This is a genomic window from Gemmobacter caeruleus (genome assembly GCF_008271655.1).
GTDB lineage: Bacteria > Pseudomonadota > Alphaproteobacteria > Rhodobacterales > Rhodobacteraceae > Gemmobacter > Gemmobacter caeruleus.
In genome coordinates, this window is record NZ_VKKX01000011.1 from 153,612 (window position 1) to 171,027 (window position 17,416).

Here is a 17,416-nt window from a genome sequence, read left to right on the forward strand (position 1 = left end):
GGGCGCGGCCCCCGGTCAGTCGAACTTGCGGCTTGGTGCCAGAACCAGCGCCTCGCCCTTCAGCACCACGGTATGTCCCACGGCGCAGTGGGTTTCAAGGGTCACGCGGCGTTTGGCATGGTCGATCGCGGTCACCTTGACCTCGGCATAGACCGTATCGCCGGGGCGCACGGGGGCCATGAATTTCAGGCTCTGGCCCAGATAGACCGTGCCATGGCCGGGCAATTGTTCCCCAATCACCGCCGAGATCAGCCCGGCGGTCAGCATCCCATGCGCGATGCGCCCCTGAAAGATGGTGTCCTGCGCATAGGCATCATCCAGATGCACCGGATTGCGGTCGGTCGAGACCTCGGCAAACAGTTCGATGTCGCGATCGGTGACCGTCTTCCGCAGATGGCGGCTCATCCCGATTTCGATGTCTTCGATACAGATCGTCCCGCGCGGCATGTTGTCCAGCATCTCGCGATTCCTCCGGTTTCTGCGCTGCAATATAGCAAATGCTGCATTGCGGCGCAATCGGCTGCGCAAGATTTTAACGCTGCTGCGACGAAAGGTGTAACTTTGTTGCTTGCGCGTTACGCCAGTTTCGCCATTGCACAGGTCGGCGCCAGACCCTGTTCGGCCAGCCAGGCCTCCAGCAGGGCGGGGGCGGGGCGCTCGGTATCGGGGCCGAAATGGTGCGCCGCAATGCCGCCCGTGATGAACAGCGTGTCCATCCCCTCATTCTGGCCGCCCAGAATATCGGTCCAGGGACCATCGCCGATACACAGGATCTCGTCATTGCCGACCGGCTCGAACCGTTCGGCCAGCTTGCGGCGGGCCAGGTCATAGATCGGCGGATGCGGCTTGCCGAAATACAGCACCTCGCCGCCGCGCTCCTCATAGGCCTGGGCCAGGGCGCCGGCGCAATAGACCCGCTTTTCGCCCATATCCACCACGATATCGGGATTGGCACAGAGCATGGTCAGGCCGCGCGTCTTGCCCAGCAGCAATTCGCCGCGATAGTCCTCGGGCGTCTCGGTCAGGTCATCGCGCAGGCCGGTGCAGACGATGCCCTCGGCCTCGGCCATCGGCACAAAGCTGATCGGTTCGCGGCCCTGCAATTCGGGCGGCAGGTCGGTGAAGAAGGGCATGTCCTTCTCGGCGCCGATAAAGGCCACGCGGCGGCCGACGGCGCCACTGACCAACGCCTGCTGCGCGGCATCGCCCGAGGACACGATCAGGTCATGGCAATCATCCGGCACACCGATCCGCGCCAATTGCGCCGCCACCGAACCGAAGGGCCGCGGCGCGTTGGTCATCAGCACCACGATGCCACCCTGCGCGCGAAAGGCCCGCAACGCCGCAACGGCCGCCGGAAAGGCGGTCTTGCCATTGTGCAGACACCCCCAGAGATCGCAGAACACCGCGCGATAGCGGCCGGAGATTTGCGCAAGGCCGGTGATCAGTTCGGTCATGGGGGCACCTGTGGCAAGGGGACAGGGCGCCTTGATAGCCTCAAAACAGCGGCGGGACCAGCCGCCCCGGCACGGGATCACAGGCCAGACGCGGATCGACGGCCATCCGTCCCGCATCGGGCAGCGGGTCAAAGCGCAGCCCGCGCGGCGACCAGATCCAGACCCGGTCTGGCGTCCGCAGCACGCCATGGAAATACCAGCGGCTGCTGTCCTTGAACCCGGTGGCGGTGGTGAACAGCGCGGCCGCGCGCAGGTCGGACAGGCGGGCGGTAAACATCCCCTGCCGCGCGACACACCAGGGCGCCCCCGCGCTCAGCTGGCGGATCTGGATCAATGCCGCGCCCAGGCCGGCCAGCGACCACAGGCCGATCGCGCAGGCGATCAGCAGCGCCGCGCGCCGCAGCCGCACCCCGGTCTGTGCCCAGATCGCGGCCAGACAGCCCAGCAGGAACAGGAACAAGAATGGCAGCCCCGGCCCGGCAAGGCCCGCGGCAACCAGCAGCGGCAGCGCCAGAACCCCGCTCAGCGTCGCCAAGCCCGCCGCCCGCCGCGGCCAGACCGCGCCCAGCAGGGGCAGCACCGGCAGCGCCAGCGCCGGCCCGCTCAGCCAGAGCGGCGCGCCCACCCGCACAAGGCCCAGCGTATCGCCGCCCAGACCCAGCAATACCAGGATCGCCGCCGCCAGACCGGCCTTGCGCGTCACATCCATATCCGCCGACCCCCGGCACAGACCCTCGTCTCTGCCTTCATCTGTTCAAAAATATCCTGCGGGGAGGTCCGGAGGGGTGCAAAACCCCTCCGGCGGTCGCCAAAGGCGCGCGGCTTACAGTTTCAGCGAGGGGATGATCTGCTTCTTGCGGCTCATCACGCCCGGCAGAACCACGCTGTCGCCGCTGACGCTGACGCCAAAGCTGGCTTCGGCCAGTTGCTTCACCAGATCGTTGGGCACCAGCAGCGTCGCTTCTTCGCGCAGGATATCCACGACGAACAGCAATACCTGATCGGCGCCGTCTTCCTGCGCCACGCCCGGCATCGCGGCCATCAGGCTGGCCTTGCGGTCCAGCAGCAGCTTGGGCGCGGTGGTTTCCAGCACCGACACCCGCAATTCCTTGCCGGCGACGTTGTATTCCTTGCTGTCCATCCGCAGCAATTCCACATCCGAAAAGGCCGAGACATCGGATTTCGCCTCGAACAGGGCGGCGGCGAATTCCGGGATCGACACGCCCAGATCGGCGGCCAGTTTCTCGGCCACGGCGCGGTCATGGTCGGTGGTGGTCGGGCTGCGGAATTCCAGCGTGTCGGACAGGATGCAGGACAGCATCGCGCCTTTCACGCCACGCGGCGCACGGTCCACGGCCTCGCCCATCAGGTCGAACATCAGCGTGGCGGTGCAGGCCAGCGGGCGGATGGTGATGTCGATCGGCGTCTTGGTCTTCAGCCCGCCCACCAGCATGTGATGGTCGATGATGCCGAGGATCTTCGCGTCATTGATCGAGGGCACCAGCTCCGCCGGGTTGTTGGTGTCCACGATCACCACTTCGTCGCCGGCGGCGACATCGGCGATGATGGCGGGCTTTTCCAGGCCCCAATGTTTCAGCATGAAGGCGGCTTCGGTATTGGGTTCACCCAGCAGCACGGCCTGGGCCGGGGTGCCTTTCACTTCGGTCAGATACCAGGCCCAGGCAATGGGCGAGCCGGTGGAATCGGTGTCGGGGGATTTATGGCCGAAGACCTTGATCATGATTGCTCTCTCGGGCAGGGCGTGAAGGGTTCGCGCGCGTTATAGGCAAGGAAACCGGCTTTGTCACGGCTGCGTGGCCGTGGCCCCGGGCCGCAGGGTCAGAGGCCCAGCAGACCCGGCAGCGCGGCCATGTCGGCAAAGGGTTCGGCCCCTTCGGCGCGCAGGGCGGCCTCGGTTGCCGGGGTGGCAAAGCCAAGGCAGCGCATGCCCGCCGCCCGCGCCGCCCGCGCGCCGGTCGGGCTGTCCTCGATCACCACGCATTGCGCGGGGGGCGCGCCCAGTTGCGCAGCCGCGTGCAGATAGAGATCGGGCGCCGGTTTCAGCATATCCAGATCGCGACCGGAATAGACATGCCCCCCCAGCCGTGCCGCCAGATCGGGGTGCTGGCCCAGCGTCACCTCCATCTTGTGTGCGGTGCCGTTCGACCCGATCGCATAGGGGATCCGGGCCGCGTCCAGTGCGTCAAACACTGCCATCACGCCCGGGATCAGCGCGGTGCCCGCCGCCAGCCGGGCATAGAGCGCCTGATAAAAACCTTCGACCCAGTCTTCGGGAATATCGGCGCCCAGTTCGGCGGCGATGCGGCCGCAACGCTCGATCGTGCCGCCCAGAAAGCGGCGCTCCATCTCGGCATGGGTCATGACCAGCCCGCGCGCGGCCAGATCCTCGGCCAGCAATTCAAAGGTGGCGGGTTCGCTGTCCACCACGACGCCATCGCAATCGAACAGCACGGCGGCGGGACGGGCGGGGGGCAGGGTCATGACGGGTCAGCGCTTTCGGGCAAGGGTGATCACCGTGCCGCCATAGCTGCGCTGGTCGATGAGGTCAAAGCCTTCGGGCAGGGCGGGCGGCGTGCTTTCCTCCCACACGATCAGGGCGCCGGGGGCCAGCCAGCCGCCTTCGATGCAAGAGGCAAGCGCCCGTTCGCCCAGGCCCTTGCCATAGGGCGGGTCCAGAAAGACCAGCGTATAGGCCGAGCCGCGATTGGGGCCCATCCGGGTTGCGTCGCGGCGCCAGACATCGGTCGCGCCCATGGCGCGCATCAACTCGATATTGCGCCGCAACAGCGCCCGCGCCGCCGTCCCGTCATCGACAAAGGCCACCCGCGCGGCGCCCCGGCTCAGCGCCTCCAGCCCAAGCGCGCCGGTGCCGGCGAACAGATCCAGCACCCGGGCGCCCCCCACCGGATCGCCCGATTGCGCCACCCGGCCATTGACCAGCAGGTTGAAGATCGCCTCGCGCACGCGGTCCGAGGTCGGGCGCAGATGCGCCTCGGGGTCGCCCTCGCCGACATCGGCCAGCTTCAGCCCGCGCGCGGCGCCGCCGATGATCCTCATTTCAGCAGGGCCTTGAGGTCGGGCAGGGTTTCGACCGCCGCCGGGTCGGGCGACCGCCCGGCCTCGATCAGCCGCTTGCCCACCATATAGGCGCGCGGGTCGTTCATCGCATCCACCGCCAGCAGCCGGTCGCCCTGATAATACCAGAAGGACACCGCGCCCTCGCCGCGCCGGGTGACGATGCGGTCATAGCCGCTGTTCAGCCCGGCGATCTGCAACTTGCATTCGTATTGGTCCGACCAGAACCACGGCTTTGCCGCATAGGCCGCGTTGCCACCCATCATGTTGGCGGCCACCAGTTCGGCCTGATCAATGGCATTGCCGACCGATTCCAGCCGCAACCGCCCCTCGCCATGCGGGAACGAGGCGCAATCCCCCGCCGCCCAGATATGGGCAACCGAGGTGCGGCCCTGCGCATCGGTGCGGATGCCGTTTTCAAGGGCGCAGCCCGCGGCCTCGGCCAGGTCGGTGACGGGCAGGATACCCACCCCCGCGATCACGAAATCGCAGGCGATTTCCTCGCCCGAGGTCAGACGGGCGGCGCTGACGCGGCCATCGCGGGCCAGCAGCCGCTCCAGCCCGGTGGCCTCCAGGATGCGCACGCCATGCGCGGCATGCAGGTCGCGGAAGTAATCCGCGGTTTCGGGCGCGGCCACCCGTTGCAGGATGCGCGGCGCCATTTCGACCACGGTCACGATCAGGCCCAGCTTGGCGGCCACCGCCGCTGCCTCCAGCCCGATATAGCCGCCGCCGATGATGACGACGCGGGCGCCGGCACGGAATTCGGCGCGCATCGCATCCACATCGGCCAGGGTGCGCACGGTAAAGACGCCCGCCAGATCGCCGCCGATGGCCGCCGGCAGGCGACGCGGCACCGACCCGGTGGTCAGCGCCAGTTCGTCATAATCCAGCACCTCGTCGCCCAGCCGGATCTGCCGCGCGGCGGGTTCGATGCCCGTCACCTTTTGCCCAAGGCGCAGCGTGATGCCCTTGTCGGCATAGAATTCCTCGGGGCGGAGATAGAGCCGGTCCAGCCCCATCTCGCCCAGCAGATAGGCCTTGGACAGCGGCGGGCGCTGATAGGGCGGGGCGGGTTCGTCGCCGATCAGGGTGATGCGGCCATCAAACCCGTCGGCACGCAGCTTCGCCACCAGGGCCGCGCCGGCCTGCCCGGCCCCTACCACCACGAAATGCGCCATTTCCGTGCCCCCCCTCTGGTCCTGCACCGGGCTGGACCCTATAACCGGAGGCAGTGGAAACGCAACGCGCGAGGGATGGACAATGACGATTTCTGAGGGGGCGGTGCTGCCCGGGGCCAAACTGCTGCGCATGGGCGAGGCAGGGCCTGAAGCCGTGGATCTGGGCGAACGCCTCAAGGGCCGCAAGGTGGTGATTTTCGGTCTGCCGGGCGCCTATACCGGCACCTGCACCACCGCCCATGTGCCCAGCTTCATCCGCACCCGCGACAAGTTCGCCGCCAAGGGCGTGGATGAAATCATCTGCGTGTCGGTCAACGACCCCTTCGTGATGAAGGCCTGGGGCGAGGCGACCGGGGCCACCGGCGCCGGCATCACCATGCTGGGCGATGCCGATGCAGGCTTTACCAAGGCGATCGGGCTGGAATTTTCCGCCCCGCCGGCCGGGCTGATCGACCGGTCCAAGCGCTATGCGCTTTATGCCGAAGACGGCGTGGTCAAGGTGCTGCAAGTCGAGGACAGCCCCGGCCAATGCACCGTTTCGGCGGGCGAATCGCTGCTGGACGCGATCTGAGATCGCGCCTTGTCCCGGGCGGTGCGCCGCCCGGGGTCAGCCCCCGTTCATGCAGGCGCAGACCAGCGGATCCTCTGGCCCCAGCGTCTCGGCCCCGGCCGAAAGCCGGTCCGCGGCGCGGGCCAGTTTCACATCCAGATCCGACAATCCGTCGCAATCATGGGTGGTCAGTGTGATGTCCACCAGATTGAAGACATTGGTCCATTCCGGGTGGTGATTGAGCTTTTCCGCCACCAGCGCCAGCCGGGACATGAAGCCCCACGCCTCAGAAAAGTTGCGGAATTTCAGCACTTTGCGAATCGCGTCGCGGCCTGTGACGGGCTGCCAGCCGGTTTCGGCCAGTTGGGTCAGCGCCTCGGCGCGGGCGGTGTCGGACAGGCGTGGGGTCATGGCGTGCCTCTGGCCGCGTCGTCGATCTGGCTGGCGCGCCGGGCGGCGGGGCGGTCGCGCAAGCGGGCGGCATAGGCGGCGAATTCCGGTTCGGCCGGCAGGGTGCCGAATTGCAGCCCCCAGCCGATCTGCGACCCGACATAGACATCCGCCGCCGAAAAGGCGGGGCCGGCGATGAAATCGTGTTGGGCCAGCTGGCCCTTCAGCGCCGCCACCACATCGTCGAAACAACCATAGCCGACGCGGCCTTTCTGTTCCGCCGTGATCTCCACGCCCAGCGAGCGGTTGACCACCGCCGCCTCCAGCGGGCCGGCGCCAAAGAACATCCAGCGGTAAAAGGCCGCCCGATCGGCCGGCATCAGCCCGGCCTGAGGAAAGGCATCGGCCAGATAGGTGCAGATCGCGGCGCATTCGGTGATGACCCGGTCGCCATGGGTCACGGTCGGCACCTTGCCCATCGGGTTGAGGCGCAGGTATTCGGGCGCTTTCATCGTGGTGCCATAATCGAGCAGGACGGTGTCATAGGGCTGGCCCAGCTCCTCCATCATCCAGCGGGCGATACGGCCGCGCGACATCGGGTGGGTGTAAAGGGTCAGCTTGTTCATCGGGCCTCCTGCAATGCCAGCATGGCACGGGGCGGGCGGCTTGTCAGTCGTCTTGCACCGGGCCGCGGCGGAAGGGGCCATAGGCGGTCAAGACCTCGATCTCCTCGCCGATGGCGGCGCGTTCGCGGTCCAGGTAATCGGCCACCGCACGGGCAAAGCCCGGATCGCGCAGCGCATGCAGGGAATGGGTTTCGACCGGCAGATAGCCGCGCGCCAGCTTGTGTTCCCCCTGCGCCCCGGCCTCGACCCGGCGCAGGCCATGGGCAATCGCCCAGTCGATCGCGCGATGGTAGCAAAGTTCGAAATGCAGGCTGGGGTAATCGGCCACGCAGCCCCAATAGCGGCCGAACAGCGCCTCGGACCCGATGAAATTCAGCGCCCCGGCCACCGGGCGGGTGCCGTCAAACGCCATGACCAGCAGGATGTCATCGCGCATGGTCGCGTGCAGCGCGTCGAAAAAACCGCGGGTCAGGTAGGGGCGGCCCCATTTGCGACTGCCGGTATCCTGATAGAAATCCCAGAAGGCATCCCAGTGATCGGGGCGCAGCGCGTCCGCTGTCAGGGTTTCGATGCGCAGCCCGTGGCCATTGGCGATCTGGCGTTCGCGGCGCAGCGCCTTGCGTTTGCGCGAGGCGAGCGTGGCCAGGAAATCGTCATAGCTGCCATAGCCGTCATTGACCCAGTGGAATTGCTGGGTGACGCGGTGCAGCAGCCCGGCCTCGGCGCCAAGTGCGGCCTCCTCGGCGGTGCAGAAGGTGATGTGCAGCGAGGACAGGGCGTTGCCGTCCATCACCCCGCGCGCGGCCTCGATCAGGGCGGCGCGGGCCCCCGCAACGCCCGGCAGGGTCAGAAGGCGCGGGCCGGTCACGGGGGTAAAGGGCACGGCGATTTGCAGCTTGGGGTAATAGCGCCCGCCCGCGCGTTCATAGGCCTCGGCCCAGCCGTGATCGAAGATGTATTCGCCCTGCGAATGCGCCTTGGCAAACAGCGGCGCGGCGGCGATCAGCCGGCCGTCATGGCGGATCAGCAGGGGGTGCGGCTCCCATCCGGTGCCGGGCCCGACCGAGCCGGAACTTTCCAGCGCCCACAGAAAGCGATGGGTGGTGAACGGGTCGCGCGGATCGGTCAGCGCATCCCATTCCGCGGCGGGGATGTCGGCGAAACTGTCGGCCAGTGTGGCGGTGGTCTCGGCCATGCGGCCCCCCGGTCATTGCGATAGGCGGTGCGCGGTCAGGTGCGCGGCGCCTGATAACCCTCGAAGGTGATGTTCTCGGCCACGCGGCGGGCGCGGGCCTCGGCCTCGGGCGAGGTGATGGTCCAGCACAGGATGCGCGCCCCGGCAGCCTTGAGCGCAAGGACACGCGCGCGGTTCAGATCGGCGGCTTCATGGCTGATGAAGCCGGCGCCGACCCGGTCATAATCGGGGATCTCGCGCAGGCGGGCGCAGAGATCGGGCGGCAGCGGGGCATATTCGACCGGATCGAAACTGCCGGTGGTCAGGCCGCGCGGCAGATCGGGCGCCAACCGCGCCAGTTCGGCCACGGCATCGGGGTTGAAGGACATCAGCGCGACCGGCCCGGCATAGCCGCGCAGGGCCGCCACCGTTGCCTGTTCCAGCGGGCCGATGCGGCCCCCCGGCGTCAGCATCTGGTCCTTGACCTCGATCAGCAGCGGCACGCGCCCCGCCACGATCGCCAGCACCTCGGCCAGCGTCGGGATCCCCTCATCGCTGTCGCGCAGGGCGATGGCGCCCAGTTCGGCGGCGCTGCGATCCTTGACCCAGCCGGTCGCGGCGGTCAGCCGCTCCAGCCCCTCGTCGTGAAAGACCATCGCCTGCCCGTCGGCCGACAATTGCAGGTCGATCTCGATCCCGTAACCGGCGGCGATGGCCGCGCGGATCGCTGCGCGGCTGTTTTCCGGCCGGCCCTGCGCACGGTCATGCAGCGCGCGATGCGCCAGCGGCGCGGCCAGAAAGGCGGCGGGCAGGGCCGGGCCGGTGGGCATCAGGCGATCTCGAAAATGGCGTCGATCTCTACCGCCACGCCCAGCGGCAGCGACGGGGCCGAGACGGCGGCGCGGGCATGGCGCCCGGCATCGCCCAGCACGGCGACCATCAGATCCGACGCGCCGTTGATGACCTTGGGCTGATCGACGAAATCGGGGGTGGAATTCACAAAGCCACCCAGTTTCACCAGCCGCACCACGCGGCCCAGATCGCCGTCACAGGCCTTTTTCACCTGCGACAACAACGAGATGGCGCAGGCCCGCGCGGCGGCGGCGCCCTGTTCCACGGTCAGATCGGCGCCCAGCTTGCCCTTGATCGGGCCATTCGCATCGGCGCTGATCTGCCCCGAGACATGCACCAGATTGCCGGTGACGACAAAGCCCACATAATTCGCGACGGGGCTGGGCGGATCGCTGAGCGTCACGCCAAGATCGGCTAGGCGGGCTTCGATGGCGGCGGTGTTCGACATGGCGGTCTCCTGTAACGGTTCGGGGGCAGGCTAGCGGCAAGCGAAAGGGGCGGCAAGGCCGCCCCCGACGCCGCGCAGGCAAGTTGCGTCACTGTTCGCGGAAGGCGCGGTTGAAGTAATCCATGAAGGGCTTCACCAGATAGGCCAGCGGCGTGCGGTCGCCGGTGCGGATGAAGCTTTCGACCGGCATGCCCGGCAACAGGGTCTGGCCGCCCAGCTTGGTCAGCTCGCCCGGGTCGGGCACGATCTCGATCCGGTAATAGGGCGCCTGCGTGCGCTGATCGACCAGCGCATCGGCTGATACCACGGTGACATGCCCGGTCAGTTCCGGCGTGGTGCGCGACGAAAAGGCCGAGAAATGCAGCTTGGCCTCCTGCCCGGGATAGACCTCATCGACATGGATCGGCGAGACCTGCGCGGCGATGACCAGCGGGCGATCCTGCGGGATCAGATACAGAACCGGGTCGGCGGGGCGGATCACCGACCGCGGTGTGGTGACCTGAAGCCCCAGCACCACGCCCGAGACGGGGGCGCGGATCTCCAGCCGGGTGACCTGTTCGGTCAGCGCGCGGCGGCGTTCGGCCAGCTCAAGCTCCTGGCTGCCGATATCGCGCAACTGGGTGTTCGCCTCTTCGCGATGCGCGGCGGCAAGGCGCAGCACCTCCAGATCAATCTCGGAGATGTTTTCCTCGGCCTGCGCGCGCGAGGCGGCAAGTTCGCCCACCTGACCTTCCAGCCGGGCGGCCTCGCGTTGCAGGGCCAGAACGCGGGTGGCCTGGGCCAGCCCCTTGTCCAGCAGGCTTTGCTGATCGGCCAGTTCCTTGTTGATCAGGTCAAGCTGCACCGTCAGCGCCTTGGCCTGCGCATCGACGCCCTGGATGCGGGATTCGATCTGGGCGCGGCGTTCGGCCATCTGCGCGGTCTGCTTGGCCAGCGTCTCGGCCCGGGCGGCAAAAAGATGCACCTGGCCTTCCATCTGTTCGGCGACCTCGGGCCGGGCCTTGGCGGTTTCCACCAGTTCCGGCGGGAAGGTGATGCTGGTCTGGTCGTCGCGTTCGGCGGTCAGCCGGGCGCGGCGGGCCATCAGTTCGAACAACTGGCCCTCGACGATGGCCAGTTCCGACCGCCGGGTCGCCCCGTCCAGTTTGAGCAGCACATCGCCGGCCTTCACGGTCTGGCCTTCGGTGACGAAGATCGCCTCGACCACGCCGCCATCGGGGTGCTGCACCACCTGGCGGTGGCTTTCCACCTCGATCTGACCCGAGGCGACAACGGCGCCGGCGATGTTGGAGGTCACGCTCCAGACCCCGAAACCGCCGATCAGCACCGCCATGGTGACATAGCCCATGAGGATATGGCGCCGGGCCGACCAGCCGCGCGGCTGGCTGGGCGGCGGGGGCTGCACCACGACGGGGGCGGGCCGGGTCAGTGCCTTGGTGCCGCTGTCGGTCGGGGCGGGCATTTTCGCGGCGGCTTCGGGCACGGGAAGCTGCGGATCGGGCTTGGCATTGGGTTCGGTCATCTCGGGCTCTCCGGTTCTGGGCGTGGCAGGGCTGAGGCGCGGGGCCTCAGGTCACGCCACCCGGTCCGGCGCTGCGGTTGATCTCGCCATGGTTCTTGACCATCTCGCGCAGCACCTGGTCGCGCGGGCCAAAGGCGCGGCGGGTGCCGTCCTCGATCACCAGCAGCAGGTCGCATTCCTGAATGGCGGCCGGGCGGTGCGCCATGATCAGGATGGCGCAGCCCGCGGCCTTCATCTGCTTGATCGCTTCGTTCAGCGCCACCGACCCCTCGTTGTCGAGGTTGGAATTCGGCTCGTCCAGCACGATGATCACCGGGTCGCCATAAAGCGCGCGCGCCAGGCCGATGCGCTGGATCTGACCGCCCGAGAGCCGCCCGCCAAGCGCGGAGACGCGGGTGTCATAGCCTTCGGGCAGGCGCAGGATCATGTCATGGGCGGCGGCCTTCTTGGCGGCCTCCACCACTTTCAGCCCGTCGGGGCTGCCTTGCAGACGGGCGATATTCTCGGCGATCGTGCCTTCGAACAGGGTCACGCGCTGCGGCAGATAGCCGACATAGCTGCCCAGCACATCCGGGTCGTATTGATCGAGCGAGGCGCCATCCAGCCGCACCTTGCCCCCCGCGGGTTTCCAGGCGCCGATCAGCGCCCGCGCCAGCGTGGATTTGCCCGATCCCGACGGCCCGATGACGCCAAGCGCCTGGCCCGGTTGCAGCACGAAATTCACCATGCGCAGCGTGGCATAGCTTTCGCCCGGCGGCACCACGGTCAGGTTCTGCGCCTCAAGCAGCGCGCGGGGGCGGGGCAGGGCGGTGCGCCCGCCCTCGACCGGCACGCGGGAATAAAGTTCCGACAGGCGATGCCAGGCTTCTTGCGCGCGCTGCACCACCGCCCATTGCGTCACTGCGGTTTCGATCGGCGACAGGGCGCGCCCCATCAGGATCGACCCGGCGATCATCGCGCCCGAGGACAGTTCGCCCTTCAGCACCAGCCAGGCGGCAAGGCCGAGCATGGCCGATTGCAGGAATTGCCGGAAGGTCTTGGTCAGCGTCGAATAGCCGCCGCCCAGATCGGCCGCCGCGATGCTTTCGGTCAGCGAAGCCTCGCGCGCCTTCTGCCAGCGGCTGAACCCGGCCTCGCGCATGCCCAGGGCCTGCACCACCTCGGATTCCGCCTTCAGCGTGTCGGCGATGCGTTCGGCCTGCATCGTGGTGCTGTTGGCGCGTTGCAGCGGCACCTTGGTCGCGCGCTGGTTCAGCACCGTCACCGCGACCAGAATGATGCCGCCGGCAATCGACAGCCAGCCCATCATCGGGTGAAAGATGAAGATCGCGCCCAGAAAGAGCGGCACCCACGGAATGTCGAACACCGCCAGCAACACCGGCGAGGCCCAGAGCCGCTGTATCGATTCCAGATCGCGCTGCGCGGCGGCGGCGGCGGGATCCGAAGGCGCAACCTGTGCGCGTTTCAGCGCCGCCTCAAAGGTGCGCCGGTCCAGCCGGGCTTGAAATGCCGCGCCCACCCGCGCCATGACGCGGCCGCGGACGTGATCGAGAATGCCCATGATCAGGAACAGGAAGATGATCAGCGCGGTCAGCGCGAACAGCGTCGGTTCCGACCGCGACCCCAGCACCCGGTCATAGACCTGAAGCATGTAAAGCGGCCCGGTCAGCATCAGCAGGTTCACCACCACGCTGAACAGAAAGACCGAGAACAGCAGCCCGTTCGCCTCGCGTCGCGCCGCGCGCAATTCGGTCAGGCCCGGCGTCACGTTCAGGCCGATTTCGTTGCGGCTCATTTCTGCTCTCTCCTCGGATGCCCGTTTGGCGGGCTTTGTCGGCTTGATACCGCTTTCGTCACTGCAATGTCACGGTCTTGAATTGTCATGGGCGGCCTGACCGCTTAAGGCTTGCACTCTGGCCTGTCTCGCTATGGATAGCGCCGGAGATCGCAAGTCAGTAGGCGGCAGGACGATGGCGTTTCCATTGAATTCAGCATTGTTGCAAAATTATGGCAAATTGGCGGGTGTTTCCGTCCTCGCGCTCGGGGTGCTGGGCGCCTGTGCCGCACCGCCCCCGCCTGCACAGCCCAATGACCCCTACGAGCAGACGAACCGTGTGATGCACAAGGTCAATCTGGGCTTCGACCGGATGCTGGTGCGGCCGGGGGCCAAGGCCTATGGCGCCATTCTGCCGCGGCCGGTCAAGACGGGGGTCGCGAATTTCGCCACCAACCTCGATCTGCCCGGCGATATGGTGAACGGCCTTTTGCAAGGCAATATCAACGGCTTCGGGCGGAACTTCTTCCGCTTTGCCATCAACTCCACGCTGGGGGTGGGCGGCCTGTTCGACCCGGCGAAGTCCTTTGGGCTGGATCAGGACAAGACCGATTTCGGCCAGACCCTGCACGTCTGGGGCGTGGGCGAGGGGCCCTATGTCGAATTGCCGGGAATCGGGCCTTCGACCGTGCGCGACGTGATCGGCACCGCGGTCGATATCGCGGCCAACCCGGTCAGCCTGGCGCTGCCGACGCCCGAGAGCTATTACGCCACTGTTGCCAAGGTGGGATCAAAACTTGGTGATCGGGACCGCTATTCCGAAACCATCGACTCCGTCCTATATGATAGCGCCGACAGCTATGCGCAGACGCGACTGCTCTATCTCCAGAACCGCCGGTTCGAGCTGGGGCAGACCGAGGCGGGTGGCGAGGACAGCTTCATCGACCCCTATGAGGAGTGACGGTTACATGTTCCAGATTTCCCGCCGGACCTTCGGGGCCACGCTGTTGGCCGGTGCCGCCGCCACCACCCTGCCGCGCGGCGCGCAGGCGCTTGACCTCAATTCGGCCCGGGCGCTGATCGACCGCGCCATCGGTGAGGTCAATTCGGTGATCAATTCGGGCAAGTCCGAAAAGGCGATGTATGGCGATTTCGAGCGGATCTTCGCGAAATACGCCGATGTCGCGGCCATTGCGCGTTCGGCGCTGGGCCCGGCGGCCCGCACCGCCAGCGCGGCGCAGATGAAGACCTTCACCAAGACCTATCAGGCCTATATCAGCCGCAAATACGGCCGCCGTTTCCGCGAATTCATCGGTGGCAAGATCGAGGTCGTGGATGCCAAGCCGCTGAAAAGCTATTTCGAGGTGATCTCGGTCGCGCATCTTCAGGGCGAGTCGCCCTTTGACCTGCGCTGGCATGTGTCGAACAAGTCGGGGCGCGACCTGTTCTTCAACATCATCATCGAAGGCGTCAACATGCTGGCATCGGAGCGCGAGGAAATCGGCGCCATGCTCAAGCAGCAAAAGGGCGACATCAACGCCCTGATCGGCGCGCTGGCCTCCGCCTGACACCGCCTCAGCGGGCGGCGCGCCCCGTGCGCGCCGCATCCGGCCTATTGCCAGACCACATCCCCCAGAAAGATATAGCCCGCGCCATAGATCGTCTTGATCAGGGTCGGGTTCTTCGGATCCTCGCCCAGTTTGGTGCGTAACCGCGAGATGCGCACATCCATCGCGCGGTCGAAACTCTCCCCCGCCACGCCACCCAGCGATTCCTGCATCTGCGCACGCGAGATCAGCCGGCGCGGGCTTTCCAGGAACAGGCGCAGCACCTCGCCCTCGGCATGGCTGAAGGCCACCTCGGCGCCGTCGTCTGAGACCAGCGGATAGCGGTCGAAATGCGCGGTCCAGCCGTTGAAGCGCGCGGTCTGCCCGCCGCGTTCGGGCTCTGACCGGGTCTTGCGCAGGCGGACGCGGACGCGGGCCACGACCTCGGCCGGGTCGAAGGGTTTGATAATGTAGTCATCGGCGCCCAGTTCCAGCCCGGTCACCCGGTCCTGCACCTGCGCGCGCCCCGAGATGATGATGATCGCCGCCCCCGATTCCAGTGCCAGCCGATGCACCAGCGCCAGCCCGTCGCGGTCGGGCAGACCCAGATCGACAAGGCAGACATCGGGCGTCATCCGTTTCAGCGCGGCCTCGAATTCGGTGGCGCGGCCATGGGTGGTGACCTTGAACCCCGCCTCCTCCAGCGCGTCGGCCAACATGCGGCGGATCTCGGGTTCGTCGTCCAGGATGGCGATATGGGCGGTCATGCGGGAGTTCCTGTAGAGGGACCGCCAACGGGGGCGGCGGCGATGGCGGCGGCCAGGGCGACGGCGTCAAAGGGTTTGCCGAGCACCGGCACCGGCGCGCCGGCGCGGCGAGGGTCGCCGGGGGGCAGCGCGCTCATCAGCAAGAGCCGCGCGGGATGGCCCTCGGCGATCAGCCGTTCGACCAGCGCGACACCGCTTTCGGCGCCAAGCTGGATATCCGACAGCACAAGCCCGATCCCCGGCACGCCGGTCAGCATCGCCGCCTCGGTCGCGCTGGCGGCCTCGATCACCGCATGACCCAGGCTGCGCAACAGGTCGCGCACCGCCTCGCGGATATCGGCGTCATCCTCGACCAGAAGCGCCACCAGCGGCGTCTGCGCTTCGGCCACCGGGCGATAGGGCAGGCGGAGCGAGACGGTCGCCCCGCCGCCCTCGCGATTGATCAGCCGGACCGACCCCCCGGCGAGCGAGACCTGATCATAGACCATCGACAGGCCGAGGCCCGACCCCTCGCCGCCCTTGGTGGTAAAGAACGGGTCCAGCGCATGTTCCAGCGCCTCGGGGGAAAAGCCGGGGCCGTCATCCTCGACCCTTATCTCGATCCAGGTGTCGCGCAGGCTGCGGGCGCAGATGCGGATCAGACCGCCCGCCGCCGCCATCGCGTCGCGTGCGTTCAGGATCAGGTTCAGCAGCGCATCCTGCAAGGCGCCGGCATCCAGCATCAGGCGCGGCAGCGGCCCGCCCAGATGCACCTCCAGCCGGGTTTGCGGCGGCAGGGTGGGCGTGGCCAGCAGGCGCAGGTCATCAAGCAGTGCCGGCAGGTCGGTCGGCCCCAGCTTGAGCGAGGGCCGCCCCGAGACCGAGGCGATACGATCCAGCAAGACCCCGCCGCGCCGCGCCGCCGCCAGCGTGCCCGTGACCAGCGCGCGGGCATCGTCGGGCAGCGCCAGCCGCTCCATCCGGCTTTGCAGCCCCATGATGATGGTCAGCAGATTGGCAAAATCATGCGCCACGCCCGAGGTCAGCTGCACCGCCAGTTCGCGCTTGCGGGTCTGGGTCAGGGCGGCACGGGCCTGCGCCTCGGCGGTCACATCCATCGACAGGATATAGACGCCGTTCACCGGCCCCTCGCCCAGCCGGTCGGGGGTGAAGGCCGCGCGGATGCGGCGGCCGGTCTCGTCATCGGAAAATTCGAAAACCGATGCCTCGCCCGCCAGGGCCTTGTCGAGATAGGGCTGGATGCGGGCGAAATTCGCCTCGCCCAGGGCCTCGCGTCCGGTCAGGCCGATGATTTCGGAGGGGCGGCCCGGCATCACCGCGCCCAGGCGGCGGTTGGAATAGCTGTAGCGCAGGTTGCGATCCACATGCGCGATATGGGCCGGCATCATCTCGGTCGTCAGGCGGATGCGGGCCTCCATATCGGCCAGATCGCGCCGCGCCGCCTCCAGCCGGGTATTGGTCGAGGCCAGCGCCCGGTTGGCTTGGGCCAGCCGCTCGGCCTTGGCCAGAACCTCGTCCGAGAGTTCGGCCGAACGGTCGCGCAGCATGCGTTCCTGAACCTTGACCTCGGTGATGTCGGTATAGACCGTGACCCAGCCGCCCTGCGGCAGGGGGGCGCCTTCGACCGAGATCCAGCGCCCGCCCGGTCGCTCGCGTTCCATGTAATGCGGCAGGAAGGTGCGGGCGGCGCGCACCCGTGCCTGCACGGCCGCGTCGGGGTCTTCGACCGGGCCATATTCGCCGCGCTGCACCAGGTATTGAATGGTCTCCTCGAAACCCGCGCCGGGGGTCACCAGATGTTCGGGCAGGGCAAACATTTCCTGAAACCGCCGGTTCCACACCACCAGCCGCAGGTCGCGGTCATAGATCGACAACGCCTGCTGGATCAGGTTCAGCCCCGCCCGCATCATGCCGGCCTGTTCGTCCTCGCTTGCCATTCGTCCCTCCGCCGGACATGGCTAACACCCTGCCGCCGCCGCCGGAAAGAGGGAAATCGGCGCTGTTACAATTCGCAAGGTTTGCGAAAAAGTCG

Annotated in this window: 19 protein-coding genes; 3 read left to right on the top strand and 16 right to left on the bottom strand. The window is 67.5% G+C overall.

The window, feature by feature from the left end; genetic code table 11:
* Window positions 1–15 precede the first annotated feature (15 nt).
* The 7 genes from FOA17_RS03100 to FOA17_RS03130 all read right to left on the bottom strand — a co-directional run bounded on the left by FOA17_RS03100 (window position 16) and on the right by FOA17_RS03130 (window position 5,734).
* Window positions 16–459 carry a MaoC family dehydratase gene (locus FOA17_RS03100; RefSeq protein ID WP_149140025.1) on the bottom strand — a complete coding sequence of 148 codons (444 nt, stop codon included), beginning with the start codon at window positions 457–459 and terminating at the stop codon, window positions 16–18.
* Window positions 460–575: 116 nt separating this feature from the next.
* On the bottom strand, window positions 576–1,457 hold the full coding sequence (locus tag FOA17_RS03105) for a TIGR01459 family HAD-type hydrolase (RefSeq protein WP_149140026.1): 882 nt from the start codon (window positions 1,455–1,457) through the stop codon (window positions 576–578).
* A 40-nt stretch (window positions 1,458–1,497) separates the two neighbouring features.
* Window positions 1,498–2,166 carry a hypothetical protein gene (locus FOA17_RS03110; RefSeq protein ID WP_149140027.1) on the bottom strand — a complete coding sequence of 223 codons (669 nt, stop codon included), beginning with the start codon at window positions 2,164–2,166 and terminating at the stop codon, window positions 1,498–1,500.
* Window positions 2,167–2,280: 114 nt separating this feature from the next.
* On the bottom strand, window positions 2,281–3,198 hold the full coding sequence (locus FOA17_RS03115; RefSeq protein WP_149140028.1) for a manganese-dependent inorganic pyrophosphatase: 918 nt from the start codon (window positions 3,196–3,198) through the stop codon (window positions 2,281–2,283).
* 98 nt (window positions 3,199–3,296) lie between these two features.
* Window positions 3,297–3,959, bottom strand: coding sequence for an HAD family hydrolase (locus tag FOA17_RS03120; RefSeq protein ID WP_149140029.1), 663 nt, complete (start codon window positions 3,957–3,959; stop codon window positions 3,297–3,299).
* Between the two features lie 6 nt (window positions 3,960–3,965).
* Window positions 3,966–4,535: a 16S rRNA (guanine(966)-N(2))-methyltransferase RsmD gene (rsmD, locus tag FOA17_RS03125; protein ID WP_149140030.1), complete on the bottom strand. Its 570-nt coding sequence runs from the start codon at window positions 4,533–4,535 to the stop codon at window positions 3,966–3,968.
* Window positions 4,532–5,734 carry an NAD(P)/FAD-dependent oxidoreductase gene (locus tag FOA17_RS03130; protein WP_149140031.1) on the bottom strand — a complete coding sequence of 401 codons (1,203 nt, stop codon included), beginning with the start codon at window positions 5,732–5,734 and terminating at the stop codon, window positions 4,532–4,534. Before FOA17_RS03130 ends, rsmD begins: the two co-directional genes overlap by 4 nt.
* Before the next feature lie 82 nt (window positions 5,735–5,816).
* Between FOA17_RS03130 and FOA17_RS03135 the strand changes: the two genes are divergently transcribed.
* Complete coding sequence (locus FOA17_RS03135) at window positions 5,817–6,305, top strand: peroxiredoxin (protein WP_149140032.1); 489 nt, start codon at window positions 5,817–5,819, stop codon at window positions 6,303–6,305.
* 36 nt (window positions 6,306–6,341) lie between these two features.
* Here the strand turns inward: FOA17_RS03135 and FOA17_RS03140 are convergent, their stop codons facing one another.
* The 7 genes from FOA17_RS03140 to FOA17_RS03170 form a co-directional block, all read right to left on the bottom strand.
* Window positions 6,342–6,695, bottom strand: coding sequence for a 4a-hydroxytetrahydrobiopterin dehydratase (locus FOA17_RS03140; protein WP_149140033.1), 354 nt, complete (start codon window positions 6,693–6,695; stop codon window positions 6,342–6,344).
* Window positions 6,692–7,300, bottom strand: a complete 609-nt coding sequence (locus tag FOA17_RS03145) for a glutathione S-transferase family protein (RefSeq protein WP_149140034.1) — start codon at window positions 7,298–7,300, stop codon at window positions 6,692–6,694. The genes FOA17_RS03140 and FOA17_RS03145 overlap by 4 nt, the downstream gene beginning before the upstream one ends.
* Window positions 7,301–7,343: 43 nt before the next feature.
* A complete protein-coding gene (locus FOA17_RS03150; RefSeq protein WP_149140035.1) occupies window positions 7,344–8,495 on the bottom strand; it encodes a GNAT family N-acetyltransferase in 1,152 nt (383 codons plus the stop codon).
* 35 nt (window positions 8,496–8,530) lie between these two features.
* A complete protein-coding gene (locus FOA17_RS03155) occupies window positions 8,531–9,304 on the bottom strand; it encodes a glycerophosphodiester phosphodiesterase family protein (protein ID WP_149140036.1) in 774 nt (257 codons plus the stop codon).
* Window positions 9,304–9,774, bottom strand: coding sequence for a RidA family protein (locus tag FOA17_RS03160; protein ID WP_149140037.1), 471 nt, complete (start codon window positions 9,772–9,774; stop codon window positions 9,304–9,306). The genes FOA17_RS03155 and FOA17_RS03160 overlap by 1 nt, the downstream gene beginning before the upstream one ends.
* Window positions 9,775–9,862: 88 nt before the next feature.
* On the bottom strand, window positions 9,863–11,122 hold the full coding sequence (locus tag FOA17_RS03165) for an HlyD family type I secretion periplasmic adaptor subunit (protein WP_238991735.1): 1,260 nt from the start codon (window positions 11,120–11,122) through the stop codon (window positions 9,863–9,865).
* 220 nt (window positions 11,123–11,342) lie between these two features.
* Window positions 11,343–13,091 (bottom strand): type I secretion system permease/ATPase, encoded by a 1,749-nt coding sequence (locus tag FOA17_RS03170; RefSeq protein ID WP_149140038.1) that lies wholly within the window; start codon window positions 13,089–13,091, stop codon window positions 11,343–11,345.
* A 220-nt stretch (window positions 13,092–13,311) separates the two neighbouring features.
* On the opposite strand from FOA17_RS03170, the gene FOA17_RS03175 reads away from it, so the two are divergent.
* Both FOA17_RS03175 and FOA17_RS03180 read left to right on the top strand, forming a co-directional pair.
* Window positions 13,312–14,031, top strand: coding sequence for an MlaA family lipoprotein (locus tag FOA17_RS03175; protein WP_238991710.1), 720 nt, complete (start codon window positions 13,312–13,314; stop codon window positions 14,029–14,031).
* A 7-nt stretch (window positions 14,032–14,038) separates the two neighbouring features.
* Window positions 14,039–14,638 (top strand): MlaC/ttg2D family ABC transporter substrate-binding protein, encoded by a 600-nt coding sequence (locus tag FOA17_RS03180; protein WP_420841677.1) that lies wholly within the window; start codon window positions 14,039–14,041, stop codon window positions 14,636–14,638.
* A 44-nt stretch (window positions 14,639–14,682) separates the two neighbouring features.
* Here the strand turns inward: FOA17_RS03180 and FOA17_RS03185 are convergent, their stop codons facing one another.
* Window positions 14,683–15,384, bottom strand: coding sequence for a response regulator transcription factor (locus FOA17_RS03185; RefSeq protein ID WP_149140041.1), 702 nt, complete (start codon window positions 15,382–15,384; stop codon window positions 14,683–14,685).
* Window positions 15,381–17,321 carry a PAS-domain containing protein gene (locus FOA17_RS03190; protein WP_149140042.1) on the bottom strand — a complete coding sequence of 647 codons (1,941 nt, stop codon included), beginning with the start codon at window positions 17,319–17,321 and terminating at the stop codon, window positions 15,381–15,383. The genes FOA17_RS03185 and FOA17_RS03190 overlap by 4 nt, the downstream gene beginning before the upstream one ends.
* Window positions 17,322–17,416: the final 95 nt, after the last annotated feature.